This is a genomic window from Roseomonas sp. AR75 (assembly GCF_005222815.1).
Lineage (GTDB): Bacteria > Pseudomonadota > Alphaproteobacteria > Acetobacterales > Acetobacteraceae > Falsiroseomonas.
Genome location: NZ_STGB01000001.1, coordinates 868,171 through 880,703 on the forward strand (window position 1 = coordinate 868,171; position 12,533 = coordinate 880,703).

Annotated in this window: 13 protein-coding genes; 9 read left to right on the forward strand and 4 right to left on the reverse strand. The window is 71.3% G+C overall.

Going from position 1 to position 12,533, the window contains the following annotated elements; genetic code table 11:
• On the reverse strand, positions 1 to 1,140 hold the full coding sequence (locus E4T13_RS04015) for an alpha-D-ribose 1-methylphosphonate 5-triphosphate diphosphatase (RefSeq protein ID WP_137176924.1): 1,140 nt from the start codon (positions 1,138 to 1,140) through the stop codon (positions 1 to 3).
• Positions 1,141 to 1,146: 6 nt separating this feature from the next.
• Complete coding sequence (phnF, locus tag E4T13_RS04020; protein WP_170984781.1) at positions 1,147 to 1,902, reverse strand: phosphonate metabolism transcriptional regulator PhnF; 756 nt, start codon at positions 1,900 to 1,902, stop codon at positions 1,147 to 1,149.
• 95 nt (positions 1,903 to 1,997) lie between these two features.
• On the opposite strand from phnF, the gene phnG reads away from it, so the two are divergent.
• From phnG to E4T13_RS04060, 8 genes are read left to right on the forward strand one after another with little or no spacing between them, the layout of a single operon-like run.
• Positions 1,998 to 2,465, forward strand: a complete 468-nt coding sequence (gene phnG / locus E4T13_RS04025; protein WP_137176925.1) for a phosphonate C-P lyase system protein PhnG — start codon at positions 1,998 to 2,000, stop codon at positions 2,463 to 2,465.
• Positions 2,465 to 3,028, forward strand: coding sequence for a phosphonate C-P lyase system protein PhnH (phnH, locus tag E4T13_RS04030; RefSeq protein ID WP_137176926.1), 564 nt, complete (start codon positions 2,465 to 2,467; stop codon positions 3,026 to 3,028). The genes phnG and phnH overlap by 1 nt, the downstream gene beginning before the upstream one ends.
• Positions 3,029 to 3,031: 3 nt before the next feature.
• A complete protein-coding gene (locus tag E4T13_RS04035; protein ID WP_137176927.1) occupies positions 3,032 to 4,108 on the forward strand; it encodes a carbon-phosphorus lyase complex subunit PhnI in 1,077 nt (358 codons plus the stop codon).
• On the forward strand, positions 4,105 to 4,956 hold the full coding sequence (locus tag E4T13_RS04040) for an alpha-D-ribose 1-methylphosphonate 5-phosphate C-P-lyase PhnJ (protein WP_137176928.1): 852 nt from the start codon (positions 4,105 to 4,107) through the stop codon (positions 4,954 to 4,956). Before E4T13_RS04035 ends, E4T13_RS04040 begins: the two co-directional genes overlap by 4 nt.
• Complete coding sequence (gene phnK / locus E4T13_RS04045) at positions 4,953 to 5,708, forward strand: phosphonate C-P lyase system protein PhnK (RefSeq protein ID WP_137176929.1); 756 nt, start codon at positions 4,953 to 4,955, stop codon at positions 5,706 to 5,708. Before E4T13_RS04040 ends, phnK begins: the two co-directional genes overlap by 4 nt.
• Positions 5,705 to 6,403, forward strand: coding sequence for a phosphonate C-P lyase system protein PhnL (gene phnL, locus E4T13_RS04050; RefSeq protein ID WP_137176930.1), 699 nt, complete (start codon positions 5,705 to 5,707; stop codon positions 6,401 to 6,403). Before phnK ends, phnL begins: the two co-directional genes overlap by 4 nt.
• Complete coding sequence (locus E4T13_RS04055) at positions 6,400 to 7,542, forward strand: alpha-D-ribose 1-methylphosphonate 5-triphosphate diphosphatase (protein ID WP_137176931.1); 1,143 nt, start codon at positions 6,400 to 6,402, stop codon at positions 7,540 to 7,542. The genes phnL and E4T13_RS04055 overlap by 4 nt, the downstream gene beginning before the upstream one ends.
• Complete coding sequence (locus E4T13_RS04060; protein ID WP_137177696.1) at positions 7,542 to 8,213, forward strand: DUF1045 domain-containing protein; 672 nt, start codon at positions 7,542 to 7,544, stop codon at positions 8,211 to 8,213. The genes E4T13_RS04055 and E4T13_RS04060 overlap by 1 nt, the downstream gene beginning before the upstream one ends.
• A 3-nt stretch (positions 8,214 to 8,216) precedes the next feature.
• Here E4T13_RS04060 and phnN read toward each other — a convergent pair whose 3' ends face one another.
• Positions 8,217 to 8,843: a phosphonate metabolism protein/1,5-bisphosphokinase (PRPP-forming) PhnN gene (phnN, locus tag E4T13_RS04065; protein ID WP_256370434.1), complete on the reverse strand. Its 627-nt coding sequence runs from the start codon at positions 8,841 to 8,843 to the stop codon at positions 8,217 to 8,219.
• Positions 8,844 to 8,872: 29 nt separating this feature from the next.
• On the opposite strand from phnN, the gene E4T13_RS04070 reads away from it, so the two are divergent.
• Positions 8,873 to 10,663: a gamma-glutamyltransferase family protein gene (locus tag E4T13_RS04070; RefSeq protein ID WP_137176933.1), complete on the forward strand. Its 1,791-nt coding sequence runs from the start codon at positions 8,873 to 8,875 to the stop codon at positions 10,661 to 10,663.
• Positions 10,664 to 10,855: 192 nt separating this feature from the next.
• Here E4T13_RS04070 and E4T13_RS04075 read toward each other — a convergent pair whose 3' ends face one another.
• On the reverse strand, positions 10,856 to 12,532 hold the full coding sequence (locus E4T13_RS04075) for a thiamine pyrophosphate-dependent enzyme (protein ID WP_137176934.1): 1,677 nt from the start codon (positions 12,530 to 12,532) through the stop codon (positions 10,856 to 10,858).
• Position 12,533: the final 1 nt, after the last annotated feature.

A 12,533-nucleotide genomic window follows, 5' to 3' on the forward strand; every position in this document is an offset into this window, starting at 1 on the left:
CTAGTGCAGCCGTGCCGCCCCGTCCGGGGAGAGCCAGGCGAGCCGCCCGGCGGCGAAGGTCGCCACGGGCGCGCGGCGCGCGGGATCCACCAGCACGATGTCGCCGCGCAGCCCGGGCGCGATGCGGCCGCGGTCGGCCAGCCCCGCCGCTTCCGCCGGGTTCGCCGAGACCAGCGCCCAGGCGCGCGGCAGGTCCAGCACCCCGCGCCCTTCCATCATGAAGGCCGCCTGCAGCAGCGCCGGCCAGACGTAGTCGGAGGCCAGCACCGTCACCAGGCCCCGCTCGGCCAGCGGCGCCGCGGCGGACCAGCCCATGTGGCTGCCGCCGCGCACCACGTTCGGCGCGCCCATCACCACATGCTCGCCCGCGGCGCGCGCGGCCTCCGCCACCGCTTCCGACATCGGGAATTCGCAGATCGCGGCGCCCAGCGCGCGGAAATCGCGGCGCATCTCGGGCGTCGCGTCGTCGTGGCTGAGCATCGGGATGCCGGCGCGGCGCGCGGCATCGGCGAGGCGCGCGCGCGCCTCCGGCACCTCCGGCCGGCGCGACCAGGCGCGCTGCGCGAGCGCGACGAACTCGGCCGGCGGCAGCCCCGCGCGCGCGGCATATTTCGCGGCCTGCGCGGGATCGGCGATGCGCTTCACGATCGCCGGCGTGTGGTCGTTGTAGGCCAGAAGCTGCACGCGGCCGGCCGCGATATCGGCCAGCACCTCCTCCAGCGCATCGAGGTTGTCGGCCTCGAAGCGGCAATGGATGCGCAAATCCACGCCGGCCGCAGCGCGCATCGCCTCCACCGCGGCGAGCGTGGCGCGCCACGCCTCGATCCCGCGCAGCCCCGGCTCCCAGGAGAGCGTCACGCCGAGGAAGGCGGTGGTGACGCCGGCGGCCAGAAGCTGCGCGGCGCTGTCGCGCATCGCGACCTCCGGCGGGAAATCCACGCCTGGCCGCGGCTGCATCTGCCGCTCATGCGCATCGCCATGGATGTCCACGATTCCCGGCAGCACCAGCAGTCCGGTGGCATCGAGCCGCCGCGCACCCTGCGCCGGCGCCGCGCCGATCCGCCCATCCGACAGGGCCAGCGTGCCTGGCTTCAGCCCTTCGGCGTGCAGCACCTGCCCGCCGGTGATCGCCCAATCCATGCGCCGTCACGACTCCACGACGAGTTGCACGCGCCCGGCAGCGTAGCGGGCATGTGTGACGTCCACGACCACGCCGGCAGGATCGGTGTTGACGGCTTCCGTCACCAGCACGGGGCGGCTGCGCGATTGCTGCAGCAGCTCCGCTTCCTCCGGCGTCGGCAGCCGCGCGGTGATGCGTGTCACCTTGCGGCGGTAGTCCGGCACGCCGCAGGCCGCCAGCGCCGCCGTGATCGAGGGATCCTGCGCCAGCAGCTCCGGCAGTTGCCCGAAGCGCGCCGCCGGGAAGTGATGCGTGCCGACCACCACCGGCCGTCCGTCCGCCAGCGCCAAGCGCTCCACGAGGATCACCGCGCGGCCGCGACGGATGCCGAGCGCCTCCGCCAGGCCGGCTTCCGCCGGCACCTCCGCCACGCGCAGGATGCGGCCATTCGGCTCGCGATTCTGCCGGCGGATGTTCTCGGAAAAGCGGGTGCGCGGACCAAGGCGGTAATCCACCACATCCTCGGCCACGAAGCTGCCGCGGCCTTGCTCGATGCGCACCAGACCGCGGCCTTCCAGCTCCTCCATGGCGCGGCGGACGGTGTGGCGGTTGACGGCGAAACGCGCGGAGAGCTCGGCCTCCGTGGGCAGGCGCGCGCCGGGCTTGTGGCTGCCGCCGGCGATCTCCGCCTCGATGGCCTGCTGGATCTGGCGCCACAGCGCCACGCCCTGACGGCGCGCGAGGCTGGCGGGCGTGAGCTGGTGCGGGCCATCCGCCGTCATCGAAACTTCAAGCTCCCGGCCGGTGTGGGGTGGCACATTCGGCTTGACCCTAGCGGGGCATACGACTAGTCGTCTAGATAAATATGGACGCCCCGATGCCGCCTTCCCCTCAGTCCCGCAATGGCGCGGAGGCCGCGCGCCGCGCCTGGATGGGCGTGCTCGCCCGCGCCAGCGCCGAGCAGATCGCGCGCCACCTGGCCGACCTGCCGCCGGCACCGGCGCATGTCAGGCTGCGCGGACCGGAGACGGGGCTGCTGATGGTGCGCGGACGCGCGGGCGGCGACGGCGCGCCCTTCAACCTCGGCGAGATGACCGTCACGCGCTGCGCGGTGCGGTTGCCGGATGGCCGCGTCGGCCATGCCTATGTCGCCGGCCGCGATGCGCGCCAGGCGGAGCTCGCCGCGCTGGTGGACGCGCTGATGCTGGACGAGGCCGCGCGCCCGGCGGTGGAGGCCGCGGTGATTGCGCCGCTCTCCGCCGCACAGCAGGCCGCGCGGGACGAAGCGGCGCGCAAGGCCGCGGCGACGCGCGTGAACTTCTTCACCATGACGCAGATGCGCTGATGGACACCCGCTTCCCCGGCTTCGCCGCTCCCGTCCTGGATGCGCAAGCGAGCTTCCGCGCGGTGCTGGAGGCGATGAGCCGGCCCGGCCGCGTGGAGACGGTCACGCCCCCGCCCGAGGTGCCGCCAGGCCTTTCGCCCGCCGCTGCCGCCATGCTGCTGACGCTGGTGGATGCCGTGACGCCGCTGCGGCTCGCAGCCGGCGCGGAGGCCGAGGCCTGGGTGCGCTTCCATTGCGGCTGCCCGATGCGGCGCGACGGCGCCGCCTTCGTCCTCGATCCCACTGCGACGCTGATGGAGCTGGACGCCGGCACCGATGAGGAGCCGGAGCATGGCGCGACACTGATCCTGGAGGTCGCTGCGCTGGAGGAAGGCAGCGGCTGGCGCCTGACCGGCCCCGGCATCCGCGATGCGCATCGCCTGCATGTCCGGGGCGCGCCGGCTGGCTTCGTCGCGGACTGGGCGCGCAGCCGCGCGCGGTTCCCGCGCGGCGTGGACGCCATCCTCTGCGCCGACACGCGGATCGCCGCGCTGCCCCGCACCGTCCGCATCGAGGAGGCGTAGCGCATGTATGTCGCGACCAAGGGCGGCGAGCAGGCGATCGGCGCCGCGCATGCCTGGCTGGCGGAAACGCGCCGCGGCGATGCCACGCTGCCCGAACTCACCGTGCCGCAGATCGAGGAACAGCTCGGCCTCGCGGTCGATCGCGTGATGGCGGAGGGAAGCTGCCACGACCGCGGCCTGGCAGCGCTGGCGGTGAAGCAGGCCAAGGGCGACCTCATCGAGGCGGCCTTCCTGCTGCGGGCCTACCGCACCACCCTGCCCCGCTTCGGCGCGAGCGCCGCGTTGGACACCGGCGCCATGCACATCCGCCGGCGTATCAGCGCGACCTACAAGGACCTGCCCGGCGGCCAGGTGCTGGGGCCGACTTTCGACTACACGCACCGCCTGCTGGATTTTGCGCTCGCCGCCGAAGGCAACGCATTGCCCGCCGTGCCGCACGCCGAGCCCAACACCGCGCAGACGCCGCGCGTGACGGAACTGCTGGCGCGCGAAGGGCTGATGCAGCGCGAGGCGACGAGCGAGGCGGAGCCCGGCGACCTCACCCGCGATCCCCTGAGCTTCCCCGCCGACCGCGCGGTGCGGCTGCAGGCGCTGGCACGCGGCGACGAGGGGTTTCTTCTGGGCCTCGGCTACTCCACGCAGCGCGGCTACGGCAACGCGCATCCCTTCGTCGGCGAGATCCGCGTCGGCGAGGTCGCGGTCTGCTTCACCCCGCCCGAGCTCGGCTTCGAGATCGAGCTGGGCGACATCGGCGTGACCGAATGCCAGATGGTCAACCAATTCAAGGGCAGCCGCACGGAGCCTCCGCAATTCACCCGCGGCTACGGCCTGGTCTTCGGCCATGGGGAGCGCAAGGCCATGGCGATGGCGCTGGTCGATCGCGGGCTGCGCGCCGAGGAGCTGGGGGAGGACGCCGACGCGCCGGCGCAGCAGCAGGAATTTGTGCTGTACCACTGCGACAATGTGGAGGCCACCGGCTTCGTGGAGCATCTGAAGCTGCCGCACTACGTGGATTTCCAGAGCGAACTGGAGAATGTCCGCACCATGCGCGCAAGCGCGATGCAGGCGGCGGCGGAATGAACGCGCAAACCGGCTACAACTTCGCCTATGTCGACGAATCCACGAAGCGGATGATTCGCCGCGCCATCCTGAAGGGCGTCGCGATCCCCGGGCACCAGGTGCCCTTCGGCTCGCGCGAGATGCCGCTGCCCTATGGCTGGGGCACCGGCGGCATCCAGGTAACGGCCTCGATCCTGGGTCCGTCCGACGTGCTGAAGGTGATCGACCAGGGCGCCGACGACACCACCAACGCCGTGTCGATCCGAGCCTTCTTCCGCCGTGTCGCCGGCGTCGCCACCACGGAGCGCACGGCCGAGGCCACGGTGATCCAGACACGCCACCGCATCCCCGAGCATGCGCTGACCGAGCGCCAGATCCTGGTCTACCAGGTGCCGATGCCGGAGCCGCTGTTCCGCCTGGAGGCGCGCGTCGCGGAGACGAAGCGCATGCATGCGCTGGCCGACTACGGCCTGATGCATGTGAAGCTCTACGAGGACATCGCGCGGCACGGCCACATCGCCACCAGCTACAACTATCCGGTGATGGTGGACGGGCGCTACCTGATGTCGCCCTCGCCCATTCCCGCCTTCGACAATCCGAAGATGGACCGCATGCCCGCGCTGCAATTGTTCGGCGCGGGGCGCGAAAAGCGCATCTACGCGGTGCCGCCCTACACCGCGGTGCGCAGCCTGGATTTCGAGGACCATCCCTTCCGCCCGATCCGCGCGCCGCATGCCTGCACGCTCTGCGGATCGCGCGAGAGCTACCTCGATGAGGTCATCACCGATGACCGCGGGGGCAAGATGTTCGTCTGCTCCGACACCGACTACTGCGCCGAGCGCCAGGCGGCGAAGGCGGCGGCGGAATGAGCGCGCTGCTTTCGGCACGCGGGCTGGAACTCCGCTTCGGCCGGATCGCCGCGCTGGACGGTGTGGACCTCGACATCTGGCCGGGCGAGGTCGTCGCCATCGTCGGTGAATCCGGCAGCGGCAAGACGACGCTGCTGCGCGTGCTGTCCGGCCTGGTGCCGCCGGATGCCGGCGGCGTGATCTTCGACGGGCAGGACGTGCTCGGCATGAACGAGGCCGCGCGACGCAACCTGATGCGCACGCAATGGGGCTTCGTCCACCAGAACCCGCGCGACGGGCTGCGGATGGGCGTGTCCGCCGGCGGCAATATCGGCGAGCGGCTGATGGCCACCGGCGCACGACACTACGGCAACATCCGCGCCGCAGCCGCCGACTGGCTGCGCCGCGTGGAGATAGACCCGGATCGGCTCGACGCCCTGCCCCGCACCTTCTCCGGCGGCATGCAGCAGCGGCTGCAGATCGCGCGCACGCTGGTGACGCATCCGCGCCTGGTCTTCATGGACGAGCCGACCGGCGGCCTCGACGTCTCCGTCCAGGCGCGCCTTCTCGACCTGATCCGCGCGCTGGTCGCCGAGCTCGGGCTTTCCGTGCTGCTGGTCACGCATGACATCGCCGCGGCGCGATTGCTCGCGCATCGCATCCTGGTGATGCGCCAGGGCCAGGTGGTGGAGCAGGGGCTGACCGACCGCGTGCTGGACGACCCGCAGCATCCCTACACGCAGCTGCTCGTCACCTCGGTGCTCGCGGCATGAGTTTCGCCCTGCGTGCCGAGAACCTGGGAAAATCCTTCACGCTGCACCTGCAAGGCGGCGTGACGCTGCCGGTGCTGCGCGCGCTGGACCTCTCCGTCGCGCCGGGGGAGTGCGTCGCGCTGTCCGGTCCCTCGGGCGCCGGCAAGTCCACGTTGATGCGCTGCCTCTACGGGAATTACGGCGCCGGCAGCGGGTGCATCCTGATCAGGCACCACGGCGCGCCGGTGGACCTCGCCACCGCCGATGCGCGGCTGGTGCGAGAGGTGCGGCGCGACACGCTGGGCTACGTTTCGCAGTTCCTCCGCGTGATCCCGCGCGTCCCGTGCCTAGAGATCGTGGCGGAGCCGCTGACCGCGCGCGGCATGGCGCGGGACGAGGCGCTTGCGCGCGCCGAGGCGCTGCTGACGCGCCTCAACCTGCCGCCGCGGCTGCATCACCTGCCGCCCGCCACCTTCTCCGGCGGCGAGCAGCAGCGGGTGAACCTTGCCCGCGGCTTCGCCCCTGGCTATCCCGTGCTCCTGCTCGACGAGCCGACCGCCAGCCTCGACGCCGCCAACCGCGAGGTCGTGATCGGGCTGATCGCCGAAGCCAAGGCGCGCGGCGCCGCCATCGTCGGCATCTTCCACGATGCCGAGGTGCGGGACCGCGTCGCGGACCGCCTGTTCGACGTCGCCCCAATCACCGAGGCTGCATGACCGCCGAGACCATCCTCACCAACGCCCTGGTCGTGCTGCCGCAGGCGGTGATCGCCGGCACCGTGGTGCTGCGCGGCGCGCGCATTGCCGATGTTCAGCCCGGCCGCAGCCACGCCGCCGGCGCGGTCGACCTGGATGGCGACCACCTGATCCCCGGCATCGTGGACGTGCACACCGACAATCTGGAACGCCAGGTGCAGCCGCGCGCCACCGCGCGCTGGCCCTCGCGCTCCGCCATGCTGGCCCATGACACCCAGACCATCGCGGCGGGCGTGACAACGGTGCTGGATGCGCTCTGCCTTGGCGATCTCGGCTTCGATGTCGGCCGCACCCAGACTTTCCGCGACGGGGTGAAGGATCTCGACGCGCTCGCGCCGACCGGGCTGCTGAAGAGCGAGCATTTCCTGCATCTGCGCTGCGAACTGCCGGCCAAGGACATGCCGGAGCTGGTGGAGAGCGTCGCCGACCACCCGCTGGTACGCATGGTCAGCCTGATGGACCACTCGCCCGGCGTCGGGCAGTACCGCGACGTCGAGCGATATCGGCAGATGCGCATTCGCCAGTTGCAGCAGACGCCTGCGCAGGTGGACAAGCGCATCGGCGAGTTGCTGGAGCAGCGTGGCCTCCTGCGGGAGACGCAGCGACGCTGGCTGCTGGACCGCGTGCGCCACCGCAAGCTGCCGCTGGCCAGCCATGACGACGATTCCGCCGAAGGCGTGCGCGCCAATGCCGCCGACGGCATCATGATCAGCGAGTTCCCCGTGGTGATGGAGGCCGCGCGCGCGGCCAAGGAAATCGGCGTGGAGGTCATCGCCGGCGCGCCGAACATCGTCCGCGGCGGCAGCCATTCCGGCAACCTGTCCGCCGCCGACCTGGTGCGCGCGAATGCGGTGGACGTCCTGGCCAGCGACTACGTCCCGCCCGCGATGCTCGAGGCCGCCTGGCTTGCCGCGGCCAGCGGCGCGGCCACGCTGCCGCAGGCGGTCGGCATGATCACCGATCGCGCCGCGCGGATGGTCGGGCTGCACGACCGTGGGCGGATCGAGAAGGAACTGCGCGGCGACCTCGTGCAGGTGCGTCCGCATGAAGGCCACGCGGTGGTGCGCAAGGTGTGGCGTGCGGGCGAGCGCGTGGCGTGATGCGCGTTGCCGTCTATTGGGCACCGCGGCTCGATGATGCGTTGCACAGGCTCGGCTCGCAGTGGCTCGGCCGCGACGCGGAGACCGGCGCTGCCCTTCAACAACCGGAACTGCCCGGCCTCGACATCGCGGAGATCACGGCCGAGGCGCGAGGCTATGGCCTGCATGGCACGCTGAAGCCGCCCTTCCGGCTGGCGACCGACTGGCACGCCTTCCGCGCAGACGCCATGGCACTGGCCGCGCGCACGCGGCCCTTCGCCATGCCGCCGCTGGTGCTGGCCGAGCATCACGGCTTCCTCGCCCTGCTCGAAGGCACGAAGTCGCCGGAATTGCAGGCGCTCTGCGACACCTGCGTCGAGGCGCTGGATCGGCATCGTGCGACACCGACGCCGGAGGAGATCGCACGCCGCCGCCCGGAACGCGCGACCGAACGCCAGCGCGAACACATCCACCGCTGGGGCTACCCCTATGTCTTCGACGAATGGTGGTTCCACGTCACGCTCAGTCGCCGGCTGACGGAAGCCGAGCGTGCCGTCGTGCAGCCCGTGCTGGCCGCGCATCTCGGCAACCTGGCCGCGCAGGCGCGGCGGGTGACGGAGCTCTGCCTGTTCACCCAGGGCGCGCCGGGCGCGCCCTTCCTGATCGCCGAGCGCCTGCCGCTGCTCGGCTGACGCTCAGCGCCAGGCGACTTCGCCGAGCCGCGCCATCGCGGCGGTGCTGACCGCCTGGCGCAGCACGCGCACCACTTCGGCAATGCCCTGTTCAGGCTCGCCGTCGTTCACCACCCTGCGCGCATCCAGGCCGCGCGGCAGCGGCGCCTCACGCGCCAGGCGGCGGGCGACGTCCTCCGCCTCCTCGCGGCCGCGATTCGCCAGGCGCGCGGCGCGCACCTCGAGCGGTGCGGTGATCTCCAGCACCAGCAACGGAAAGCGCGACGCCGCATCCTGCAGCACGCCTCGCGAGAGATTCGCCACGACGACGATGCCTGCGGCGATGTCCGGCGCGACATGCGCGGGAATGCCGTAGGACAGGCCATGCGCCTGCCACCACAACGCGAAGCCGCCGGCGTCGCGCAGGCTGCGGAACGCCTCCTCCGTCACGGGCTGATGGTCCTCCCCGCCGGCCTCCGCAGGGCGCGTGATCACGCGACGGACGAAACGGACATGCGATTCCGCAGCCAGTTGCGCACGCGCACCGGCCATCAGCGTGTCCTTGCCAGCGCCTGAAGGACCGACCACGGCAACCAGCACGCCGTACCTCCGTCTTGACCCCTTCCCTTCTGCCTGCGCCAATCGGCCCACTCAAGCGAAAGACCGTGAAGGTTCCACTGATGTTCACAACCCGTCCAGAAATCGCTGGCAGTTTCGGCGTCGTCGCTTCCACGCACTGGATCGCGTCCCAGGTCGGGATGAGCGTGCTGGAGCGCGGCGGCAACGCCTTTGACGCAGCGGCGGCGGCGGGCTTCACGCTGCAGGTCGCGGAGCCCCATCTGAACGGGCCTGGCGGCGACGCGCCGATCATCGTCCATGACGCGAAATCCGGCGCGCAGCATGTGATCTGCGGGCAGGGCGTCGCGCCCGCGGCGCTGACGGTGGCGCATGTGAAGGGCGAACTCGGCCTCGACCTGATCCCCGGCACCGGCCTGCTTCCGGCGATGGTGCCGGGCGCCTTCGATGCCTGGGCGCTGATGCTGCGCGACCACGGCACCTGGTCGTTGCGCGAGGTGCTGTCCTACGCCATCGGCTATGCGCGGCGCGGCATCCACTATGTCCCGCGGATCATCGCCACGCTGAATGGCGTGCGCCCGCTGTTCGAGGCGGAGTGGACGACATCGGCCGCGATATGGCTGCGCGACGGCGGCCCGCGGGAGGGCAAGCTCTGGGCCAACCCCACGCTGGCCGAGACCTGGGAACGCCTGCTGCGCGAGGCCGAGTCCGCCGGCCGCGACCGCATCGCGCAGATCGATGCAGCCCGAAGCGCCTGGTATGGCGGGTTCGTCGCCGAGGCGATCGATCGCTTCTTCCGCAGCAACGAGATCCTGGACGCGTCCGGCCGACGCCATCGCGGCGTGCTGACGGGCGACGACATGGCGAAGTGGCGCGCGAGCGTGGAGGCGCCGCTGAGGCGCGACTATCGCGGCACCACGCTGCTGAAATGCGGGGTATGGAGCCAGGGGCCGACCATGCTGCAGACCATGGCGCTGCTGGAAGGCTTCGACATCGGCGGCATGGACCCGCTTGGCGAGCAGTTCATCCACACTGTCGTCGAATGCCTGAAGCTCGCCTTCGCCGATCGCGAGGCCTATTATGGCGACCCGAACTTCGTGGATGTGCCGATCCAGGCGCTGCTCTCCGCGGAATATGCCGCGGAGCGGCGCAAGCTGATCGGCGACACGGCGTCCATGGAACTTCGCCCCGGCAGCATTGCAGGCTTCGAACGCTCCGCGCCCGACCTGCAGGCCGCCGTGGATCGCAAGGAGATGCGCACGCGCGCGCCTGGCGTCGGAGAGCCCACGGTGGCGCGGCTCGGCGTGTCCGGCGCCGACACCTGCCATATCGACATCATCGACAGCCAGGGGAACATGGTCAGCGCGACGCCTTCCGGCGGCTGGCTGCAATCCTCGCCAGCGATCCCAGAGCTCGGCTTCTGCCTGGGGACGCGCGGGCAGATGTTCTGGCTGGACGAGTCGTTGCCGAACGGCCTGAAGCCCGGCAAGCGGCCGCGCACCACGCTCTCGCCGGCGATGGCGCTGAAGGATGGCCGGCCCTGGATGAGCTTCGGCACGCCCGGCGGCGAGCAGCAGGACCAGTGGCAGCCGATCATGTTCGCCCGCATGGTGGACCATGCGATGACGATCCAGCAGGCGATCGACGCGCCCTCGTTCCATACGGAGCACTGGCCCTCCAGCTTCTGGCCGCGCGATGCCAGCCCGGGCCGCGTGGTGATCGAGGGCCGCTTCCCGGCGGAAGTGCTGGACGCGCTGAATGCGCGCGGACACCTGGCGGAGATGGGCGGCGAATGGTCGGAAGGCCGGCTGAGCGGCGCCCGCCAGGAAGCGGACGGCCAGCTCTTCGCCGGCGCGAACCCGCGCGGCATGCAGGGCTACGCGGTGGGGCGGTAGCGGCAGGGGGCTTTGCGCCCTGCACCCCCACCAGGAGCCTGAGGCTCCTGGACCTGCGTCCGTTTAACGTCGAAGGAGGAGGGGGCACTTCGCCCCCCTCCTCCTTCGACGTTGAAAATGAATGTGGGGGTCCGGGGAGCTTCAAGCTCCCCGGCCGGGGCGCGGGGGCAGCGCCCCCGCAGACCGCACGCCCTACCGCGCCGCCTGCGCGCGCAGCTGCGCGATCGTCGCGCGGTTCGTCACCTGGTCCGGATTCATCCGCACCTCGATGACGGCCGGCTTGCCGCTGGCACGCGCGCGCTGGAAGGCCGGCACCAGTTCCTCGGTGGCATTCACCACCTCGCCATGGCCGCCGAAGCTCTCGATGAAGCGGGCGAAGTCCGGGTTCGTCAGTTCGGTGCCGGAGACGCGGCCGGGATAGGTGCGCTCCTGATACATCCGGATCGTGCCGTACATCCCGTTGTTGAAAACCAGGATGATCGGCGCCGCGCCATGGTGGAAGGCGGTGGCGAGTTCCTGCCCCGTCATCAACGCGCCGCCATCGCCGACGAAACAGACCACGCAGCGCCCCGGGTTGGTGATGGCGGCCCCGATCGCCGCCGGCACGCCATAGCCCATCGCGCCGTTGGTCGGGCCAAGGAAGTCCTGCTTCTCCCGCACATGCATGAAGCGCGTCGGCCAGGTGGCGAAGTTGCCGGCATCCGTGGTGAAGATCGTATCCTCCGGCAGCACCGTCTCAAGCTGCTGCAACGCAACGGCAAGGTTCAGCGGGCCGTCGTACTCCTGCGGCTTCGCCTGCGCCTCGCGCGCGGCGCGCACCGCCTGGCGCCAGGCGCCCCAGCGCGGCTGCGCCACCCGCTGACCGCGCAGCGCCTGCGCGAAGGCGTTCAACTCGGAAACAACGCCGAGCGCGACGCGATAGACGCGGCCGATCTCGGACTGCTCGGGATGGACGTGGATGATCGGCTTGCTACCGGCCATGTCCCACAGCGTGTACCCCTGGCTCACCGGCTCGCCGAGGCGCGTACCGATCGCCAGGATCAGGTCCGCCTCCTTCGCCTTCGCGACAAGCTGCGCATCCGCACCGACGCCGAGATCGCCGGCGTAATGCGCGCTGGTTCCGTCGAACAGGCCCTGACGGCGGAAGGCGACGGCGACGGGGATGTCGTTGCCGACGAGGAAGTCGCGGATCGCCGCACGGCCTTCCTCGGTCCAGCGCGTGCCGCCGAGGATGGCCAGCGGCTTCTCCGCCTTCGCCAGCATCTGCATCAGGCGCGGGATCGCATCCGGCGCCGGGTGCGGCGGCAGCACCGGCTGCGGGCCAATGTCCGGCACGCTGGCCAGGTGCTTCTGCATCTCCTCGCTCAGCGCGACGACGACGGGACCGGGACGGCCGCTGACAGCCACGTCGAAGGCATGCGCCATGAGTTCCGGGATGCGCTCGGCCTCGTCGATCTGGGTCACCCATTTCGCGATGGGCGAGAAGAAGCGGCGGTAATCCACTTCCTGGAAGGTCTCGCGATCGGTCTCGGAGACCGGGATCTGCCCGACCAGCAGCACCAGCGGCGTGCTGTCCTGCTGCGCCACATGCACGCCGATCGCGGCGTGGCAGGCGCCGGGACCGCGGGTGACGACGGCGACGCCGGGCCGGCCGGTCAGCTTGCCCTGGGCCTCGGCCATGTGGACGGCGCCGGCCTCGAAGCGGCAGGTGACGAGCTCGATGCGGTTGCGCTGGTTGTACAGGCCGTCGAGCAGGTCGAGATAGCTCTCGCCGGGCACCGCGAAGACGTGCGTGGCGCCGTTCGCCACCAGCGCATCCGCGAGCAACTGCCCGCCCGTCCGACCTTCCGGTCGCGCCGCATCCGCCATG

Bases quoted from the DNA above. Each gene is read 5' to 3' on its own strand.
- E4T13_RS04015 (WP_137176924.1), bottom strand. From the start codon at position 1,140: ATGGATTGGGCGATCACCGGCGGGCAGGTGCTGCACGCCGAAGGGCTG.
- phnF (WP_170984781.1), bottom strand. From the start codon at position 1,902: ATGACGGCGGATGGCCCGCACCAGCTCACGCCCGCCAGCCTCGCGCGC.
- phnG (WP_137176925.1), top strand. From the start codon at position 1,998: ATGCCGCCTTCCCCTCAGTCCCGCAATGGCGCGGAGGCCGCGCGCCGC.
- phnH (WP_137176926.1), top strand. From the start codon at position 2,465: ATGGACACCCGCTTCCCCGGCTTCGCCGCTCCCGTCCTGGATGCGCAA.
- E4T13_RS04035 (WP_137176927.1), top strand. From the start codon at position 3,032: ATGTATGTCGCGACCAAGGGCGGCGAGCAGGCGATCGGCGCCGCGCAT.
- E4T13_RS04040 (WP_137176928.1), top strand. From the start codon at position 4,105: ATGAACGCGCAAACCGGCTACAACTTCGCCTATGTCGACGAATCCACG.
- phnK (WP_137176929.1), top strand. From the start codon at position 4,953: ATGAGCGCGCTGCTTTCGGCACGCGGGCTGGAACTCCGCTTCGGCCGG.
- phnL (WP_137176930.1), top strand. From the start codon at position 5,705: ATGAGTTTCGCCCTGCGTGCCGAGAACCTGGGAAAATCCTTCACGCTG.
- E4T13_RS04055 (WP_137176931.1), top strand. From the start codon at position 6,400: ATGACCGCCGAGACCATCCTCACCAACGCCCTGGTCGTGCTGCCGCAG.
- E4T13_RS04060 (WP_137177696.1), top strand. From the start codon at position 7,542: ATGCGCGTTGCCGTCTATTGGGCACCGCGGCTCGATGATGCGTTGCAC.
- E4T13_RS04070 (WP_137176933.1), top strand. From the start codon at position 8,873: ATGTTCACAACCCGTCCAGAAATCGCTGGCAGTTTCGGCGTCGTCGCT.
- E4T13_RS04075 (WP_137176934.1), bottom strand. From the start codon at position 12,532: ATGGCGGATGCGGCGCGACCGGAAGGTCGGACGGGCGGGCAGTTGCTC.